The organism is Hydrogenophaga sp. 5NK40-0174, from assembly GCF_040372165.1.
Taxonomy (GTDB): domain Bacteria; phylum Pseudomonadota; class Gammaproteobacteria; order Burkholderiales; family Burkholderiaceae_C; genus Hydrogenophaga.
Map to the genome: position 1 here is coordinate 600,952 of NZ_BAABWG010000001.1, position 15,977 is coordinate 616,928.

Consider the following 15,977-nt stretch of genomic DNA (forward strand, 5'->3'; position numbering starts at 1 on the left):
GTGGGGCCGGTCCGGCGAGGGACTTTCTCCACAAAAAATTGCTTGTGCAGTGCCTGGATGCCGGCATGCACAGGGGTCAGGTGCTCAAAAATGCGTCATTTCCTGCAAATCGGACCTGCAGACGCAGATCTGGCCCTATCTGCGTAACGTCGGAGAACTGCATTCGGCGGGCATTGGCCAGTTTGTCCAGTGCGGGCAGCGATAGCAAGGGCAGCCCCGGCCCGAGTACCACCGGCGCCTGATAGACAAGCAGCTCGTCCACCAGGCCGGCACAAAGCAGGGCGCCGCTGAGGGTCGGGCCTGCCTCTACATGCAATTCGTTGGTCTCGCCCTCGCCACCCAGCCAGGCCATGAGGGCGTGAAGATCCACCTTGCCGTCAGGGGAGGGCAGGTCCAGGTGGCTGATCAGCTGGTTTTGTTGTGCCTGCTCTTCCGCGGGAGGGGTGCTTCCCATGCCGTTTCGGGCCGCCGCTCCGCTGGCGCTACCCACCAGTGTTACCTGGCGAGGACTTCCCTGAGCGGAGGGGCCAAACAGCCGGGCAGATGCCGGCGTGCGCCGCTGACTGTCCACCACCACCAGGTGGGGTTGGCGCGGCGTGACGAAGTCCCGCACGTCCAGCATTGGATCGTCGGCCAGCACCGTGCCCACGCCGGTCAGCACGCGGCAGGCGCGAGCTCGCCAGGCATGGCCGTCAGCGCGTGCCTCCGGGCTGGTGATCCACTGGCTTTCCCCGTCTGGCAAGGCTGTCTTGCCGTCCAGTGAGCACGCCAGCTTCATGCGCACCCATGGGCGCTTGCGTACCATCCGGCTAAAAAAGCCGATGTTGAGCTCTTTCGCGGCGATCGCGACGGGATGGGAGACCGGTAACACCTCGACATCGATGCCTGCAGATCGCAGGCGCTCGACACCACTGCCGGCAACAAGCGGGTTCGGGTCCAGTGTGGCGACCACCACCTTGGCCACACCCGCCGCTATCAGGGCGTCGCAACAGGGTGGGGTGCGGCCATGGTGGGAGCAAGGCTCCAGGGTCACGTATGCGGTAGCGCCTTGTGTGTCATGACCCAGGGCACGTGCATTGCGCAGCGCCACCACCTCGGCATGGGCGCTCCCCGCTGCCTCTGTGGCGCCTTCCCCGATCAAGGCATTGGATGCCGAGATGAGCACGCAACCCACGCGGGGGTTGGGGCTAGGGACATGCTGGGTACGCTCCGCAAACTCGATCGCTGTGGCCCAATGTTTGGGGAGTGGGGGCTTCATGATGGGCGGCAACATGGTGACTTGATTCAAAGCAAGTCTAAATCCTACCGGGCGAAACAAGCCGAATAAACACTTCATCAGGTCATTCCGCCCAGGCTTTATGTCTGCATGGTCACCCGGCCGGAGTATGAGGTCCGTTCTCCTGTTTCTAAAGAAGACAACAAAAGGAGTACCGCCCGTCTTTAGGAATCCCCCACTCGTCTCGACGACCTCGCGCTGCGACTGCGAAGCACTATATTCGCTCTTAATGCAACGCAATTCAGCATATTCGCCGCTCCAAGCGGTTGTTATTCCATGAAGAAGCAGTCCGGCTTTACAGCGATCGAGATGATGGTTTCAGTGGCGATTCTCGCCATACTGGTTGGCATTGGGATCCCGAGTCTCCGTCTTCTTATTCAGAGCATGCAGATCTCGGCTGTGACCAACGATGTCGTGAGCACGCTTCAAGTCGCTCGTAGCGAAGCCGTCAAGCGCGGAGTCCCTGTGACAGTTTGCTCAAGCAATAACCAGGCTACATGTAGTGGCGGCTGGATCGATGGATGGGTCGTTCGAGACAATGCCGCCGCCGCCAATCCGCCGTTTCGAGTTTGGCCGGCTACGCGGGCTGGAGTGGGAATTGTGGTTGGGGGCGCAGTTGAGTTCAACGCCTTGGGCGGGGTGACCAATGCGCAGTGTTTCCAGATCACCTTGGATACCCTGACACGCTTTGTTGGCGTTGGGCCTTCTGGGCGAGTTGCTTCTTCCAATGTGGCATGTCCTTAGTAATGAATCGGTACTTGTGATGAATATTAATCAACCACGTCAAGCCCTTCGGGTTGCTTTGATGCGTCGGCAAGTGTCGAAGTTTCAGGCTGGGGCGACTTTGATTGAGGTTCTGGTCGCGATTGTTGTACTTGCGTTTGGCGTCATTGGAATGGCGGGAATGCAGTTCGCGGGAATCAAATACAACCACAGCGCGTCTCTTCGAACGCAGGCAACGAGTCTTGCATACGACTTGGCGGACAGGGCTCGCGCCAACCTCGCGGCCTGTGACGCTGCTGTCTGCGCGTATGAAACACCGCTCGGAGCCGCCTTTGACGGAAACGCTGCGGAAGCGTGTGGGCTGCCGCTGATGGCCGCTGGCGGTGCGGCGGCCTTGGCTGCCACTGACGTGAACCAGTGGAAGAGTTGTGTCGAGAATGCCCTTCCAGCTGGGCAAGGGCTGGCGGCACGTCTTGCGCCGAATACTGCGTTCGTTGATCAGTGTGGGGTCACGCATGCAGGGACGGGTATCGAGGTTTTCGTCGTAGAGATCAACTGGAACGATAGTCGCCTTCAAGCAGGCGCTAACGCGCGCGACTGCGTTGTTGTTCGCACTCAAGTGAGGCCTCTCTGATATGAATAAATTCAACAACCGCATTCGCTCGGTCAGGCGACAAGCTGGTCTGACGCTTGTGGAGTTGATGATCGGTGTGGCTTTGGGCTTGCTGATCCTCTCTGCGGTCTTGTACGTATTCGCCGGTAGCGTCACGAGTTATCGTCAGCAGGATTCCCTGTCGGTGGTTCAGGAGTCTGGCCGGATTGCGCTTGAGGTTGTCAATCGCGATCTTCGGATGGCTGGCAACCCAGGCTGTGGCAACTTGGCTTTTCTCGAGCATCAAACGCCGGCGGAATTTAGCGATGCGGTATCGCTGACGCCAGCGCCTTCTGGAGCGGCGGCAACGCCTGACTCTGTGACTATTGTGAGAGGCAGCGCCGAGTTTGCTGTGGTTTCCACTTCGCCTGCGACTAACCAGGTTCAGTTGGTCAGCGCAGCCCCGTTGGGCAATATCAACCCTGGCGACAAACTGCTTCTGTCAGACTGCATCACGACGGACGTCATGACGGTTGCTGCCATCGCAGGAAACCTGGTGTCGGGATCGGCAGTGTCCAAACAGTATCCCGCTGGTGCCCGCGTGATGCGGCTGGATACGGTGACATATTCGGTTGGCGGCGGTGAACTCTTGCGCAATGGTCAGGCGATTGCCACCTCAGTTGAAAACTTGAAGTTTTACTACGGAATTTCTAACGGAGTCCAAAGGGCCGCAGCTCGCTATGACGCTGCTCCCGCCGTTGCTGAACTGAGCAACATTGTGGCCGTCAAGCTATCTTTGTCTTTGGTCGAGGGACGCCCAGCCGCACGGCAGGTTTTTTCCTCTACTGTCGCGCTACGAAATCGGGCCCCCTGAGTCGCATCAAGGTCATTTTTTATGGACATCCGAACCAAACGTTTCCATCGCATGCAGGCGCGCCGCAATGCAAGCGCGAAGCTTCGCTCTGACCAAAAAGGCGCAGTTTTGGCCATTGGACTTATTTTGCTGGCAGTGTTGACGCTTTGGGGCGTTCAGGCCATGCGAAGCAATCTTTCGCAAGAGCGCATGGCCTTTAATATGCGTGATCGAAACGTGGCCTTTCAAGCTGCTGAGGCAGCGCTTCGTGTGGGAGAGGTAAACGGACCGTTTGATTCATCCGGGGTTGCTCTTGCCGATCCTATGAATTGGGGCGCTGGAGAAGAAACCGGGACGTTGGTCGACTTCGATGGTGATCTCTCTGCAGACCCGAAATACCATGTCGGTCCACCTCAGTATGTCAGGGTGGGGATTGTCATTCCCCCGGAATACCGCCTGATTTATCCCATTGGTGCGCAGGCCCAAGGATCGCAGCCTGGAAGTATCGTGATCCTCCAGTCTGGATTTGAACCGGCCAACTGATGTTTGGCACTGTCTAGAAACCATGCTTTGTAAAGGTCGTCTTGGCTTGTGAAGAGCTGGGACCGTTGGGAGCAAGAAATGAGTTTGAAGAGAATTTGCCGTATGGCTACACGTGGGTCGACAGGTGTGGCCGTATTCGCGGCACTCGTGTTGGGAGCGCACTTACCAGCGACGGCGCAGGTGAATCCAGCGGATAAACCGTTGTTTCTCTCATCAAGCGTCGATCCGAACATCATGTTCGTGCTGGATGACTCTGGTTCAATGCACTGGGAGGTGACGCCGGATGATTACATTCGTCCGCGCTTCGTCTTCAGACCTGTTGCCGGTATGTATGGTGGCGCTGACTACGACGAATTTACAACCTCAGTTCGCTACAACGCAGCGAACGCGGACGAACGCACCACTGCGCGTGCTTACCGCTCCTTTGCGCTGAACAAGTCTTACTACAATCCAGCCGTCACCTACAGGCCCTGGGCGCGGGAAGATGGGTCCCTCTTTCCCAATGCCAACCCGACCGCCGCATTTCACCATCCAATCCGGACGGGGCTTGGTACCCGCAACCTGACAGTCAACACCACTGAAAACACCCGGTGGATCTACCGTAATCAAACCGGTGGTCTATTCTGGTCGGAGGTGGGCTCCGGTTGGCGAAATGCCACGCACTATCCTGCAGTGTACTTCCGCCATAACGGCGGGGCACTTTGGGATGCGGCCAATTACACACAAGTCAACATCATTGCTTCTACCACAAACTATACGGGGGATGGACGCGAAAACCGAACCGACTGTGTGGCGGGCAACTGCACTTATGCCCAGGAAATCCAGAACTTCGCCAACTGGTACACCTATTACCGCTCGCGAATGCTGGCAGCCCAGGCAGGTATCGGTCGTGCCTTTTCGGCACAGTCGGACTCCATGCGAGTGGGCTTTGGGGCTATCAACAAGGACAGTTCGAGTGTTGATGGTGTAAACACGGAAACAGTGATCCGAGGCGTGCGCAAGTTTGACGGAGCGGATCGTACTGCCTTCTTCAACGAGCTGTATGGCGGGGTCTGGAATCCAGCGAACACACCATTGCGGCGCGCGCTGGACGATGTCGGGCAGTATTTCAGTCGAACGGACAACCGCGGTCCATGGGGCGCGAGGCCGGGGATCAATGACTCGTCTGATCATTTGCAATGTCGCCAGAGTTTCTCGATTCTCATGACCGATGGCTACTGGAACAGCTCTCAAGCATCTACAGCTGCTGCACGACAGAACGTGGACAATACCAGCGGTCCAACCATCACGGACGCAGGTCCACCTGTCCGGTCGTTCCAGTACTCTCCAGGCACTCCTTTCTCCGATGTTACTGACAACACGCTGGCGGATGTTGCCATGTATTACTGGAACCAGGACTTGCGCCCTTCGCTGCCCAACAAGGTTCCAACGACTGACGAAAACCCCGCCTTCTGGCAGCACATGGTGACCTATGGTGTCGGACTGGGGGTCTCCGGAACGATTGATCCAGATACCGCGTTTGGCGCTATTGATGCCTCGCCAGCAGTGAACATCACCTGGCCAGACCCTGAGTCGTCGAATCCTGCGAAGATTGACGATTTGCTGCACGCTGGGGTGAACAGTCGTGGTGGGTTCTTCTCAGCAGGGGACCCTGAGACGTTTGCCAATGAGCTGACCTCAGTTCTATCCAATATCGTGGCCAGAGTGACCTCCGCTGGTACGTCCGCGGCGGCCAGCTCTTCAACCCTTCAGACGGACACGCTGATCTATAACGCTAGCTTCCGTAGCACGGACTGGTCTGGAACTGTTGAGGCGCGCAACCTTGACGCCTATGGCGCACCTGATAAATCGGCAGCCGGGCTGGCATGGGATGCCGAGCAGGTTCTGGCTGCACGTACGCCAGCGTCGCGGAACATCTATACAAGTGCCGGACCGGGAAGCCCTGTTCCGTTGCTGCCTGCTGCTCTGAGCACTGCGCAAACGACTGCGTTGGGTATCAACCCTGGCGGAGCGCCAGCTTCTGCGGCGACGGCGAGCGATCGCGTCAACTGGCTACGTGGAGCGGATCATCCTGAGCTGCGATCGCGCGTGGTGGATGGCGTCATTCGCCGCGTGGGAGACATCATCAGCTCTGACCCTCAGTTCATGTACCAACGTGATTTTGGCTACACCTTGCTGCCGGGCACGGAAGGGACGAGCTACAAGACGTTCCGCAACAGTACTGCGTACAAGTCGCGCCCTGAAGTACTGATGGTGGGGACAAACGGCGGTATGTACCATGGGTTTGAAGCTGATACGGGCGTGGAGCTTTTTGCGTACGTGCCAAGCGAACTGCTGCTTCCCGGTAGCTCGGGCACGCATGCCCAGATCAATGATCTGATGCGCACCGACTATGACCATCGCTACTATGTTGATGGTGCGTCGATCGTCTCGGATGTGTACACGGGAGGACAGTGGCGTACAGCGGCGGTGGGCACAATGGGCGCTGGAGGTCGAACGGTCTTCGCGCTCGACGTCTCCGACCCGACGAGCTTCAGTGCGTCTGACGTCATGTGGGAGTTCAAGTACGCCCCCAACACGTGTGTTGCCGATCCATCCGGCACCGGTGGAAGTACTGCATGCCGCGATATTGGGTATGGCGTGACTAACCCCAAGGTCGTGCGTATGGCCAACGGACGATGGGCTGCAGTTTTTGGAAACGGCTACAACAGCTTCGATCACCGGGCCAGGTTGATGGTCGTGGACATGCAGTCAGGCAGGCTGATGTACAACCTGCTGGTGCCTGACAACGTGGCAAACGCCGGTTCTGCGAGTGCAACGAATCCGAACGGATTGTCTCCTGTTGAAACCACTGATTGGCCGAATAACAACCTGATGATGGCCAATGCGTATGCCGGTGACCTTCTCGGCAACATGTGGCGCTTTGATTTCACCGGCACGTCTCCATCAATTCGGCGCATTTTCACGGCAGTGGATGGTTCGGACGTTAGACAGCCGATTCTGGCTCGCCCCCGGCTGGCGTTGAAGCCTGGGTCAACTTCGGAGATCGTGGTTCTCTTTGGGACGGGAAGCTATTTCCGGCTGAGCGATGACACGTCGACTCAGGTTCAGACGTTCTACGGGATCTTTGACAGCCCTTCGTCGACCGGGTCGCCTCCAAGTCGGTCAAGCTTGCTTGCGCAGACGATTACATCGAACATGAGTGCGATGACAGTTGGGAGTATCACCTATGAGCCAGGAACTCTGCGCTCCCTGTCTCAGCTTGGGTTGACCAACCAACCGGGATGGAGAGTGGATCTCCCAGTATCTGGAGAGCGTGTGGTCAGTGAGGGAGTTTTCCCCAGTGGACCATTCCAGAAGAGCATTCGATTCACAACCCTGGTCCCAGAGCTCGATCCATGTGGCTCAGGACGATCTGGATACTTGATGGATATGGACCTTTTGAGCGGTGGCCGGTCTTCTGAAGCTGCCTTTGATATCAACGGTGATGGTGAGATCGACGGTTCCGATGCGGCCTACAGCGGTTTGAAGGGTGGTAGTGGACAGAAGCCCCTCGTGATCAGGAACGGAAATGGTGGCGACAATAACCCGCCGCCGCCGCCGCCCAACCCCAATCCGAATGATCCACCTCCCTGCACGCAGGATTGCATCTACGATGAGGATGGGAACCTGATCACGTCTGGTTCGAACACAGCAGGCCCGCTCGGCCGACAATCCTGGCGTCAATTGCGATAAGCGGAAGGAACGTCAATGAACAAGGTTTACTCAATTGCGGCTATTTCGCTTTCATTGCTCATGCCATTGCAGGGCGTGGCCCAGCAACCACTGAGCCCTGAGTCTGAGATTCGAGGCCGGGTAGAACAGTGGGCGCCCGGAGTGGGGCAAGTGAAAGTCAATGGCCAGACATACCGAATGTCGAAGAGTGTTCAGGTGATCGACAAGAAGGCTGCTCCTTTGCCGCGTCATGCGGTTCGAGCGGGGAGCCGTGTAAGCATCGTGGTCTCGGACAATGTTGTCACCCACGTAGTTGTCAATCCTGGCGAAGAGCCAACATTGGATGAGTCGCACAAATGAACTGCAGTGGACAACCCTATTGCTCGAGCCGTCGAGAGGCAGGCTTCACTCTGATCGAGGTCATGATCGTAGCTGCTGTGGTCGCTATTCTGGCCGCTGTGGCCTACCCGGCATATGAGGATTCGCGAAGGCGTGCTGCCAGGGCCGATGTGCAGTCAGACTTGATGGAGCTTGCTCAGGCCAGTGAGCGGTTTTTCTCTCAAAATAACCGCTACGATCAAACGCGAGCCGGGGCAGCATATGTACTGCCTTTTACCCAAAGCCCTCGGTCAGGCGTTGGCTTGAAATACAACATCCTTTTTGTTACGGCAGCGGCTGGGCAGACCTACACGCTGCAAGCCGTACCTGTTGGAAAGCAGGTGGCAGATGTTTGCGGCACATTGACGATCAACCAGTTGGGTGTTTCGACGCCTGCGCTTGGAACAAACGGCCGACCCTGTTGGTGAGAGCCCATTGGGCTAGGCACTATTGCGTACTCAACTCCTATGGTCAAGTTTGGGTAGCGTTTCTGAGTCAACCTGCTAGGGGGTTCTGGTAGATCACGTTGGTTTTATATTTTCTTCTCAGGGAGGAGAAAATGAGAACCAAAGAAACATCTTGCGGAGGCCAGACAGGCTTCACTCTTGTCGAGGTCATGGTAGCCGTCTGTGTGCTTGCCATTTTGCTTGGCGTGGCGATACCTCGATTTGAACGTCTAATCGAAAAGGCTCGCCTCAAGTCTATTGGGGCAGATTTCCTGGTTGACTTGCAGCTGGCCAGGTCTGAAGCGATCGTTCGCGGACGACGGGTGGCACTTTGTGCTGCTGCTTCAAGCGAAGCATGTAGCCCTAAAGGTGATTGGACGTCAGGGTGGATGCTGTTCGTTGACAGCAACAACAATGGTTCCAGAGAAATAGGTGAACTCGTTCTCCGATATCACACGGCTGTGCCGCCCGGGTGGCGCGTGGCAGGCAACCGGCCTGTCTCCAGGTACATTTCTTACAATGGTTTGGGTGCCACGCGTCTTACAAGCGGGGCGTTCCAAGCAGGCACGGTGACTGTCTGCAAAATTGCTTCGAATTCAAAGGAGGCAATCAAGGTCGTGATCAACAGCGTCGGCCGTCCGAGAATGGAGCTATCTCGGTATATAGAATGCGAGGCAGGTTAGGGCGATTCGAACTATCGCTTGCCAACCCCTTCCACGAAGGTCTTGAAGTCTTCAACGTCTTCGAAGCTGCGGTAGACGCTGGCAAAGCGCACGTAGGCGACCTTGTCCAGCTTCTTGAGCTCGCGCATGACCATCTCGCCAATCTTGTTCGCTGGAATTTCCCGGTCGCCCAGGTTGAGCAGTTTCTCCTCGATACGCTCAATGGCCGCATCCACCTTTTCTGTGCTCACCGGGCGCTTTCGCAGTGCCAGACTGAAAGAGCCACGGAGCTTGGCGGGCATGTAGTCGACACGTCGCCCATCCTTTTTGACCACGGCGGGGAAACTCACCTCAGGGCGCTCGTAGGTGGTGAAGCGCTTTTCGCAGTGGCCGCACTTGCGTCGGCGACGGATGAAGTCTGCCTCTTCAGAGACACGGGTTTCGACGACCTGGGTGTCGAGGTGGCCGCAGAACGGACATTTCATGATGGGGACTCCAATCAAACAAAGAGGGGGCCAAGCCCCCTCTTTGTGATGTCAGTCAATCATTTATAAACGGGGAATCGGGCGGTCAAAGCGTTGACCTTGGCGCGAACCGCTTCGATGTTGGCCTGATCGCGAGGATTGTCCAGCACGTCGGCCACCAGGTTGGCGGTCAGGCGGGCTTCTTCGTCCTTGAAACCGCGGGTGGTCATGGCAGGAGTGCCGATACGAACACCGCTGGTCACGAACGGCTTTTCCGGGTCGTTCGGAATGGCGTTCTTGTTGATCGTCATGTGGGCGCTGCCCAGCACGGCCTCGGCTTCCTTGCCGGTGATCCCTTTGGAGCGCAAGTCCACCAGCATGACGTGGCTTTCAGTGCGGCCTGAGATGATGCGCAGACCACGCTGGGTCAGGGTCTCGGCCACGATCTGGGCATTTTTCACCACTTGCTGCTGGTAGGCCTTGAACTCGGGGCTCAGGGCTTCTTTGAAGGCAACAGCCTTGGCGGCGATGACGTGCATCAGCGGTCCACCTTGCAAGCCAGGGAAGATGGCGCTGTTGATGGCTTTCTCATGCTCGGCTTTCATCAGGATGATGCCGCCGCGCGGGCCACGCAGGCTCTTGTGGGTGGTGGAGGTCACCACATCCGCGAAAGGCACGGGGTTGGGGTAGACGCCAGCGGCAATCAAGCCAGCGTAGTGCGCCATGTCGACCATGAAGATGGCGCCGACTTCCTTGGCGATGTTGGCGAAACGCTCGAAATCGATGCGCAGGCTGTAGGCTGAGGCACCGGCCACGATCAGCTTGGGCTTGTGCTCGCGGGCCTTGGCTTCCATCGCGTCGTAGTCGATCTCTTCCTTGTCGTTGAGGCCATAGGAGACGACGTTGAACCACTTGCCGGACATGTTCAGTGGCATACCGTGGGTCAGGTGACCGCCTTCGGCCAGGCTCATGCCCATGATGGTGTCGCCCGGCTTGAGGAAGGCCAGGAAGATGGCTTCGTTGGCCGAAGCGCCGCAATGGGGTTGCACGTTGGCAGCGTCGGCGCCAAACAGTTGCTTCACGCGGTCAATGGCCAGCTGCTCGGCCACGTCCACGTGTTCGCAACCGCCGTAGTAGCGCTTGCCTGGATAGCCTTCGGCGTACTTGTTGGTCAGCTGGGTGCCCTGGGCTGCCATCACGGCAGGAGAAGCGTAGTTCTCGCTGGCGATCAGTTCGATGTGGTGTTCCTGGCGGGCGTTCTCCGCCTGGATGGCAGCAAAGATCTCGGGGTCGGTTTGCTCGATGAGGATGTTGCGATCGTACATGTTGGGTTTGGCAGTCGATGGATGTTGACCCTGCGCGAACGCCAGTCTTGACGGTCGGCAGGTGCTGCCCAGGCGAACGGCGGATCACCTCGATCGAGGCGGTGCGCTTCCCAGTGGTTGTCCTGAATTGCTCTGCTGCATTTCATGCAGCGTACGATCAGGGGGCCACGTCAGCCGTCGGGCAGGTTGGGCTGTTGAACAAGCCAAGCTGCCTGGCCTATCGCCAGTTGCGCACGGCATGCATTTTAACGGACCTGAGCCGGTTTGGGCACCGCCTGGTCGCCGTAGAAACGAAAAATCCGCGCCAGTGGTGCGCGGATGGTCTGAACAAACGCCGGTGCTATTGCCGGTCAGTCAGTATGGCGTGGCATCTGCCACGGTGGCAGTGGCTTCGGAACGCTTGGGTTGAGGGTTTGCCGGCGCTTCCGTGGCTGCTTCGACTGGCGCTACCTTGTCCGTCGCTTCAATGGACTTGGCCTCGCTGTCACCCTTGGTTTGCACGAGAGAAGCACTTGCTGCATCGGACGCATCCGAAGTTTCGGGTTGGGGCGGCGCTTTGTTTGCTTTGGCCGTGAACGACGGGAAGTAGCGCGGAATCGGCTTGCCTTGTGCCACGGCCTGTAGCCGCAAGTGCTCGGTCATGACGCGCTTGATATAGAAGCTGCCGTCGGTGGACACAGCCCCCACGTAGAGACGCAGACCACCCTCCACAGAGCCGGCTCTACGGATGCAGTCACGCAGAACCTGTACACCGACATGAAGGTTGGATACCGGGTCGAAGGCGGCGAGTTGTCCGCCGTAGCCCTCATATTTTTCCTCGTGGATCCTGGTCATGACCTGCATGAGGCCTTGCGCACCCACCGGGCTTTGGGCATAGGGATTGAAGCGGGACTCCACAGCCATCACACCGAGGATCAGGGTGGGGTCAAGCCCGACCTTTTCGCCCGCATCATAGGCTTCGGCCACCAGTACACTCAGAGGCTCTGCTGCGACCCGGTATTTTTTGCTCAGCCAGAAAGCAACCCGTGCCTGCTCGCTCGGCAACTGGGATGGCGCCGCCGCAGTGACGCGTTCGACCGCCAGCGGGTCAGAAGCAATGCCTTCTGGGCTCAGGTTGGCTTCGTCCTGACGGGCTTGCAGCCATGCCAGGATCTCCGTTTCGAGATTGCTGCGAACATCGCCGCGGACGCCAAGCGCCAAGGCAGACACCACCACAGCCGCGCCAACCACGCTCAGCGTGGTGTGACCAACTTGCATCAGGCCTGCGTAGGTGTCGGCGCAGACAGCACGCACAGAGGCTGCGAGGCGTTGAAAGAGTTGAGCAGGCAAGGCGCGCAACCTGGCGCTAGCCGTTGTGGCTTTCTTTTCCATGTCCTTGTTGGATGGGTTGGCCTTCTTGGGGTTCCAACCGCTTGGCAGTTGGCAAGAAGTGGAAGCAACATCTGAAAGCTTCGGCTGGAAATCAGGATGCTTGACCGGGTTTTCCCCTAAAGGCTGGCCCGAATGTAGTGGCAATAAAATAACCCGTCAAGCATTTGGAGTGACGATGTTATTTCTTTTTGGTATTTGATGGGTGGTATGCATTCCGGAATATGAACCGCGTTCAGCCCACTCAGTGTTCTCGCGGGCTGGGCGCTCTCGGGTTTGATGAACGACCACTGGTCGGCTCGACTTTCCACTGCCAATGGCCAGACGAACGCATCAACCAGGAGCGGGCAGTGCATAGGAAAAAACCATCGATATAGGGGTTCTTCCTGCTTGTCGCTGGCGCAGGCCGGGCGTAGACTGAAGTCATCTGCTCAGAAGAGCAGATATCTGTCGGGAAGCAATCCAGTTGCGTTCCGACCTGACGAGGAGCAATCTGTTGCTCCCAGGCGGAAAGGACATCAAGCTCCTTTCTCCCGATGACGGCAAGTGCAGATTGCCCGCCGTCCAACCCCGGTAGGCTTGCCTGCCGGGGTTTCTTGCTTTCAGGCCGTGTAGCTCAGCGTTTTTTCGGCACTGACAAGGGTTTGGTGCGGGCCAAAGGCCTGAAAAAAGCGTCGAACATTGCGTGCACCGCAGGAAACTCGATGGCAAAGGCCTCCGGTTGCACAAAGAACGCTTCGGCACAAACCGCAAAGAACTCAGCTGGAGCCTTGGCTCCATAGGGGTCGAGCCAGGGTGCCGGTTGTCCGAAGCGCTCCGCCCGTGCCACAGCTTCCTGGAAATCGTTGTATGCCCGGCTCATGGTCTGGCGCCAGTGCGCCTGCGCGGCCTCGATGGAATCAGATCCAAGGGCTTTGGTATGCAATGGTGGCGCTCCGTCCGCTCCGGACCCGAACGCCATGCCACGCATATCGATTTTATGGACAAACTCGTGGATGACGACGTTGCGGCCTGAGGAGGCCAGGTCGGCCGCTTTCGAGACCTCATCCCAGCTGAGCATGACAGGGCCTCGGTCCATGGCCTCGCCTGCGAGGGCTTCTTCATACTGATGCACAACGCCCGCGGCGTCGCGCGTCTCACGGCGGGCGAGGGCCGCGCCTGGCTGGAGCACAATGCCGACAAAATCGTCATACCACTCCAGCGCACTGGCTGAGCGAGGCGGCTTGCGACCATCCGGCATGGCGATATGAAGCAGTGGAAGGCAGGCTTGTGCAGCCACGCTCATGGCCATTTCGTCTGTTACCTCCAGGCCGTGCGCGCCGTGGAACTCTTTTTCCTGCAGAAAATGAGCGCACAGTTTGTGCAGTTTGTTCTGCTCCCTCAGGTTGAGGCTTTCCAGAAAAGGGAGGCTGGCGACGGTACGGCGCCAAAGGCTATCGGGAATGGGGGTGCCTTTTCGCCAGGCACGCGGGAGCCACGGCTCCACCCAGCGCCGTATCCGGCGAATCATGCTGGCCTGACCTTTGCCGGAATGTCCTGGCGCTCCATGGCACCACTGTTCATCACTTTGAGGACCTGCGCCCGAGGGGGGCTTGCATTGGCATCCCAGTCGCTGAGCACGACGCGCATGCGTCCACCGGGAAGAGGGTGGTCATTCGCATGGTGTGTATGACCGTGAATGAGCGTGGTGGCGTTGGCCTGCTCGAGCCAGTCGAGCGCTGCCTCATCGTTGACATCAGCCCAGGATTTTTTCTCGGCATACTGTTTGGCCTGCTGAGCCTTGCTGGCTTCACGCAATCCGCGGGCGATCGCCGCTCTTTCCGTCAGAGGCTTGGCGAGGAAGTCACTTTGCCATTGGCTCGACCGTACCTGGCGACGAAACGCTTGATATGGGACATCATCGGTGCAAAGCGCATCTCCGTGGGTGAGGACAATTCGCTGGTCGCCGAGCGTCACAATGGCTGGATCGGGCAGCCAGGTCATGTTGGCCGCCTTGGCCGCGTCCGGCCCAAGCAGAAAGTCCCTGTTCCCGGCCATGAAGTAGACGGGGATTTGCGTCGCGCACTCCCGAATGGATTCGATGCAACTGCGCAGGAAATCGTTCTTGGCAGATGCGAGGCAGTCGTCTCCTATCCAGACTTCGAACAGGTCGCCGAGGATGAAAAGCGCATCTGCTGCGCTGGACGCACCCCCTGACATCCAGGTCTTCCACAGCCCGTGAGTGTGGCCGTCTTCCTCGTGCAGGTGGATATCCGAGATCAGCGCGATCGAACGCCAGTGGCCGGGGGTGGCCAACTCATGGAAGCGCGTCTGGGCTGTGGGCGGCAATGTAGAGGAGGGATGAAGCTTGGCCGGATCCGCGTTTCAGGCAGTGACCCGGCCAGCAAGGTTCCGGCGCCTTGTTTTGGCGGCTCTGGTTCTTGGGACAGGCTCAGACAGCGACAGCTTTTTCAATGACGACGTCCTGTTTGGGGACGTCTTCATGGAAGCCACTGCGCCCGGTGACAACGCCTTCGATCTGCTTGACGATGTCGGTGCCGTCGACCACCTTGCCAAACACTGCGTAGCCCCAGCCCTGAGCAGAGGGGGCCGTGTGGTTGAGGAAGCTGTTGTTGGTCACATTGATGAAGAACTGCGCCGTGGCAGAGTGCGGGTCACCGGTGCGAGCCATCGCGACCGTGTACACATCGTTCTTGAGGCCATTGTTGGCTTCGTTGGCGATGGGCGCGTCAGTGGATTTCTGGTTCATGCCAGGCTCGAACCCGCCTCCCTGAATCATGAAACCGGGAATGACACGGTGGAAGATGGTGTTGTCGTAGTGACCCTTGTTCACGTAGGCCAGAAAGTTCTCTGTGCTCTTGGGTGCGTTTTCTGCGTCGAGCTCGAGGGTGATCACGCCGAGGCCGGCCATGTGAAGTTCAACCTTTGGGTTGGCCATGCTTTATTTCTCCTGAATGGCTTTGATGATGGTGACAGGTTCCTTGGGAACGTCACTCCTGAATGGGCCGGCAGCCCCGGTGGGGACCGTCTTGATCCGGTTGACGACATCCATGCCTTCGATGACCTTGCCAAAGACGGTGTAGCCATAGAGTTCACCTGCAGCAAGCAAGCGCGCCCGAGGGACGTTCTTGTACTCCTTGCCGCGATAGGTGAAGCTGGGTACCGGGTCGCCGGGCGGGATGGGGGTGGGGTCCAAAAATGCGTTGTCTTTGACGTTGATGAAGAACTGAGCCGTTGCCGAGTGAGGGGCTGGTGTTCTTGCCATGGCCAACGTACCAACGACGTTGCGTGGCCCGCCTGCCGCCAAGGCGGCCTGGCCTTCGTGCTTCACTGGCGCACGTGTCGGCTTCTCGTTGAGCTTGGCGTCAAAGCCACCGCCCTGGATCATGAAGCCGTCGATCACGCGGTGAAAGACTGTCCCGTCGTAGTGATTGCCCTGAACATACTGAAGGAAGTTCTCGACGGTCTTGGGTGCCTTGTCCGGGTAGAGCTCCACAACAATGTCGCCCATGGATGTCTTCAGTCGAACCTGTGGCAGGCTGTCGGCCAGAGCCGCTGCAGAGATGCCCAGGCCGGCCACCAGGCCAGCAGCCAGCTTCAGCAAAGGGCGGCGAGAGAAAGTGAGGCACATGG

General features: G+C 58.3%; 16 protein-coding genes and 1 riboswitch. Of the genes, 8 read left to right on the forward strand and 8 right to left on the reverse strand.

Going from position 1 to position 15,977, the window contains the following annotated elements; translation table 11 throughout:
- Window positions 1-76 precede the first annotated feature (76 nt).
- Window positions 77-1,258 carry a bifunctional diaminohydroxyphosphoribosylaminopyrimidine deaminase/5-amino-6-(5-phosphoribosylamino)uracil reductase RibD gene (ribD, locus tag ABWV89_RS02740; RefSeq protein WP_353393968.1) on the reverse strand — a complete coding sequence of 394 codons (1,182 nt, stop codon included), beginning with the start codon at window positions 1,256-1,258 and terminating at the stop codon, window positions 77-79.
- A gap of 294 nt (window positions 1,259-1,552) precedes the next feature.
- Between ribD and ABWV89_RS02745 the strand changes: the two genes are divergently transcribed.
- The 8 genes from ABWV89_RS02745 (at window position 1,553) to ABWV89_RS02780 (ending at window position 9,208) form a co-directional block, all read left to right on the forward strand.
- The gene (locus ABWV89_RS02745; protein ID WP_353393970.1) at window positions 1,553-2,020 is read left to right on the forward strand and encodes a GspH/FimT family pseudopilin; all 468 of its coding nucleotides are present in this window, start codon (window positions 1,553-1,555) and stop codon (window positions 2,018-2,020) included.
- Window positions 2,021-2,081: 61 nt separating this feature from the next.
- Complete coding sequence (gene pilV / locus ABWV89_RS02750; protein ID WP_353395140.1) at window positions 2,082-2,633, forward strand: type IV pilus modification protein PilV; 552 nt, start codon at window positions 2,082-2,084, stop codon at window positions 2,631-2,633.
- A gap of 1 nt (window position 2,634) precedes the next feature.
- Window positions 2,635-3,465 carry a PilW family protein gene (locus tag ABWV89_RS02755; RefSeq protein WP_353393972.1) on the forward strand — a complete coding sequence of 277 codons (831 nt, stop codon included), beginning with the start codon at window positions 2,635-2,637 and terminating at the stop codon, window positions 3,463-3,465.
- A gap of 21 nt (window positions 3,466-3,486) precedes the next feature.
- The gene (locus tag ABWV89_RS02760) at window positions 3,487-3,987 is read left to right on the forward strand and encodes a pilus assembly PilX family protein (protein ID WP_353393974.1); all 501 of its coding nucleotides are present in this window, start codon (window positions 3,487-3,489) and stop codon (window positions 3,985-3,987) included.
- A 78-nt stretch (window positions 3,988-4,065) separates the two neighbouring features.
- A complete protein-coding gene (locus tag ABWV89_RS02765) occupies window positions 4,066-7,722 on the forward strand; it encodes a pilus assembly protein (protein WP_353393976.1) in 3,657 nt (1,218 codons plus the stop codon).
- Window positions 7,723-7,737: 15 nt separating this feature from the next.
- Complete coding sequence (locus tag ABWV89_RS02770; protein WP_353393979.1) at window positions 7,738-8,061, forward strand: hypothetical protein; 324 nt, start codon at window positions 7,738-7,740, stop codon at window positions 8,059-8,061.
- Window positions 8,058-8,507, forward strand: a complete 450-nt coding sequence (locus ABWV89_RS02775; RefSeq protein ID WP_353393982.1) for a type IV pilin protein — start codon at window positions 8,058-8,060, stop codon at window positions 8,505-8,507. The genes ABWV89_RS02770 and ABWV89_RS02775 overlap by 4 nt, the downstream gene beginning before the upstream one ends.
- 131 nt (window positions 8,508-8,638) lie before the next feature.
- Window positions 8,639-9,208: a GspH/FimT family pseudopilin gene (locus ABWV89_RS02780; protein WP_353393985.1), complete on the forward strand. Its 570-nt coding sequence runs from the start codon at window positions 8,639-8,641 to the stop codon at window positions 9,206-9,208.
- 11 nt (window positions 9,209-9,219) lie between these two features.
- Here the strand turns inward: ABWV89_RS02780 and nrdR are convergent, their stop codons facing one another.
- The 7 genes from nrdR to ABWV89_RS02815 all read right to left on the reverse strand — a co-directional run bounded on the left by nrdR (window position 9,220) and on the right by ABWV89_RS02815 (window position 15,975).
- Window positions 9,220-9,672 carry a transcriptional regulator NrdR gene (nrdR, locus tag ABWV89_RS02785; protein ID WP_353393987.1) on the reverse strand — a complete coding sequence of 151 codons (453 nt, stop codon included), beginning with the start codon at window positions 9,670-9,672 and terminating at the stop codon, window positions 9,220-9,222.
- A 59-nt stretch (window positions 9,673-9,731) separates the two neighbouring features.
- Window positions 9,732-10,976 (reverse strand): serine hydroxymethyltransferase, encoded by a 1,245-nt coding sequence (gene glyA, locus ABWV89_RS02790; protein WP_353393989.1) that lies wholly within the window; start codon window positions 10,974-10,976, stop codon window positions 9,732-9,734.
- A gap of 59 nt (window positions 10,977-11,035) precedes the next feature.
- Window positions 11,036-11,217, reverse strand: a riboswitch (ZMP/ZTP riboswitch).
- A 113-nt stretch (window positions 11,218-11,330) separates the two neighbouring features.
- Window positions 11,331-12,347 carry a lytic transglycosylase domain-containing protein gene (locus tag ABWV89_RS02795; RefSeq protein WP_353393991.1) on the reverse strand — a complete coding sequence of 339 codons (1,017 nt, stop codon included), beginning with the start codon at window positions 12,345-12,347 and terminating at the stop codon, window positions 11,331-11,333.
- Window positions 12,348-12,960: 613 nt separating this feature from the next.
- Window positions 12,961-13,854 carry a M90 family metallopeptidase gene (locus ABWV89_RS02800; protein WP_353393994.1) on the reverse strand — a complete coding sequence of 298 codons (894 nt, stop codon included), beginning with the start codon at window positions 13,852-13,854 and terminating at the stop codon, window positions 12,961-12,963.
- Window positions 13,851-14,639, reverse strand: a complete 789-nt coding sequence (locus tag ABWV89_RS02805; protein WP_353393997.1) for a UDP-2,3-diacylglucosamine diphosphatase — start codon at window positions 14,637-14,639, stop codon at window positions 13,851-13,853. Before ABWV89_RS02805 ends, ABWV89_RS02800 begins: the two co-directional genes overlap by 4 nt.
- 136 nt (window positions 14,640-14,775) lie before the next feature.
- On the reverse strand, window positions 14,776-15,282 hold the full coding sequence (locus tag ABWV89_RS02810; protein ID WP_353393999.1) for a peptidylprolyl isomerase: 507 nt from the start codon (window positions 15,280-15,282) through the stop codon (window positions 14,776-14,778).
- A gap of 3 nt (window positions 15,283-15,285) precedes the next feature.
- On the reverse strand, window positions 15,286-15,975 hold the full coding sequence (locus ABWV89_RS02815) for a peptidylprolyl isomerase (RefSeq protein ID WP_353394001.1): 690 nt from the start codon (window positions 15,973-15,975) through the stop codon (window positions 15,286-15,288).
- Between the last annotated feature and the right edge of the window lie 2 nt (window positions 15,976-15,977).

What these genes read in the sequence shown, in the direction of transcription:
- glyA (WP_353393989.1), bottom strand. Translation starts at nt 10,976, where the DNA reads ATGTACGATCGCAACATCCTCATCGAGCAAACCGACCCCGAGATCTTT.
- ABWV89_RS02815 (WP_353394001.1), bottom strand. Translation starts at nt 15,975, where the DNA reads ATGTGCCTCACTTTCTCTCGCCGCCCTTTGCTGAAGCTGGCTGCTGGC.
- ABWV89_RS02775 (WP_353393982.1), top strand. Translation starts at nt 8,058, where the DNA reads ATGAACTGCAGTGGACAACCCTATTGCTCGAGCCGTCGAGAGGCAGGC.
- ABWV89_RS02760 (WP_353393974.1), top strand. Translation starts at nt 3,487, where the DNA reads ATGGACATCCGAACCAAACGTTTCCATCGCATGCAGGCGCGCCGCAAT.
- pilV (WP_353395140.1), top strand. Translation starts at nt 2,082, where the DNA reads ATGCGTCGGCAAGTGTCGAAGTTTCAGGCTGGGGCGACTTTGATTGAG.
- ABWV89_RS02795 (WP_353393991.1), bottom strand. Translation starts at nt 12,347, where the DNA reads ATGGAAAAGAAAGCCACAACGGCTAGCGCCAGGTTGCGCGCCTTGCCT.
- ABWV89_RS02770 (WP_353393979.1), top strand. Translation starts at nt 7,738, where the DNA reads ATGAACAAGGTTTACTCAATTGCGGCTATTTCGCTTTCATTGCTCATG.
- ABWV89_RS02745 (WP_353393970.1), top strand. Translation starts at nt 1,553, where the DNA reads ATGAAGAAGCAGTCCGGCTTTACAGCGATCGAGATGATGGTTTCAGTG.
- nrdR (WP_353393987.1), bottom strand. Translation starts at nt 9,672, where the DNA reads ATGAAATGTCCGTTCTGCGGCCACCTCGACACCCAGGTCGTCGAAACC.
- ribD (WP_353393968.1), bottom strand. Translation starts at nt 1,258, where the DNA reads ATGAAGCCCCCACTCCCCAAACATTGGGCCACAGCGATCGAGTTTGCG.
- ABWV89_RS02780 (WP_353393985.1), top strand. Translation starts at nt 8,639, where the DNA reads ATGAGAACCAAAGAAACATCTTGCGGAGGCCAGACAGGCTTCACTCTT.
- ABWV89_RS02765 (WP_353393976.1), top strand. Translation starts at nt 4,066, where the DNA reads ATGAGTTTGAAGAGAATTTGCCGTATGGCTACACGTGGGTCGACAGGT.
- ABWV89_RS02800 (WP_353393994.1), bottom strand. Translation starts at nt 13,854, where the DNA reads ATGATTCGCCGGATACGGCGCTGGGTGGAGCCGTGGCTCCCGCGTGCC.
- ABWV89_RS02755 (WP_353393972.1), top strand. Translation starts at nt 2,635, where the DNA reads ATGAATAAATTCAACAACCGCATTCGCTCGGTCAGGCGACAAGCTGGT.
- ABWV89_RS02810 (WP_353393999.1), bottom strand. Translation starts at nt 15,282, where the DNA reads ATGGCCAACCCAAAGGTTGAACTTCACATGGCCGGCCTCGGCGTGATC.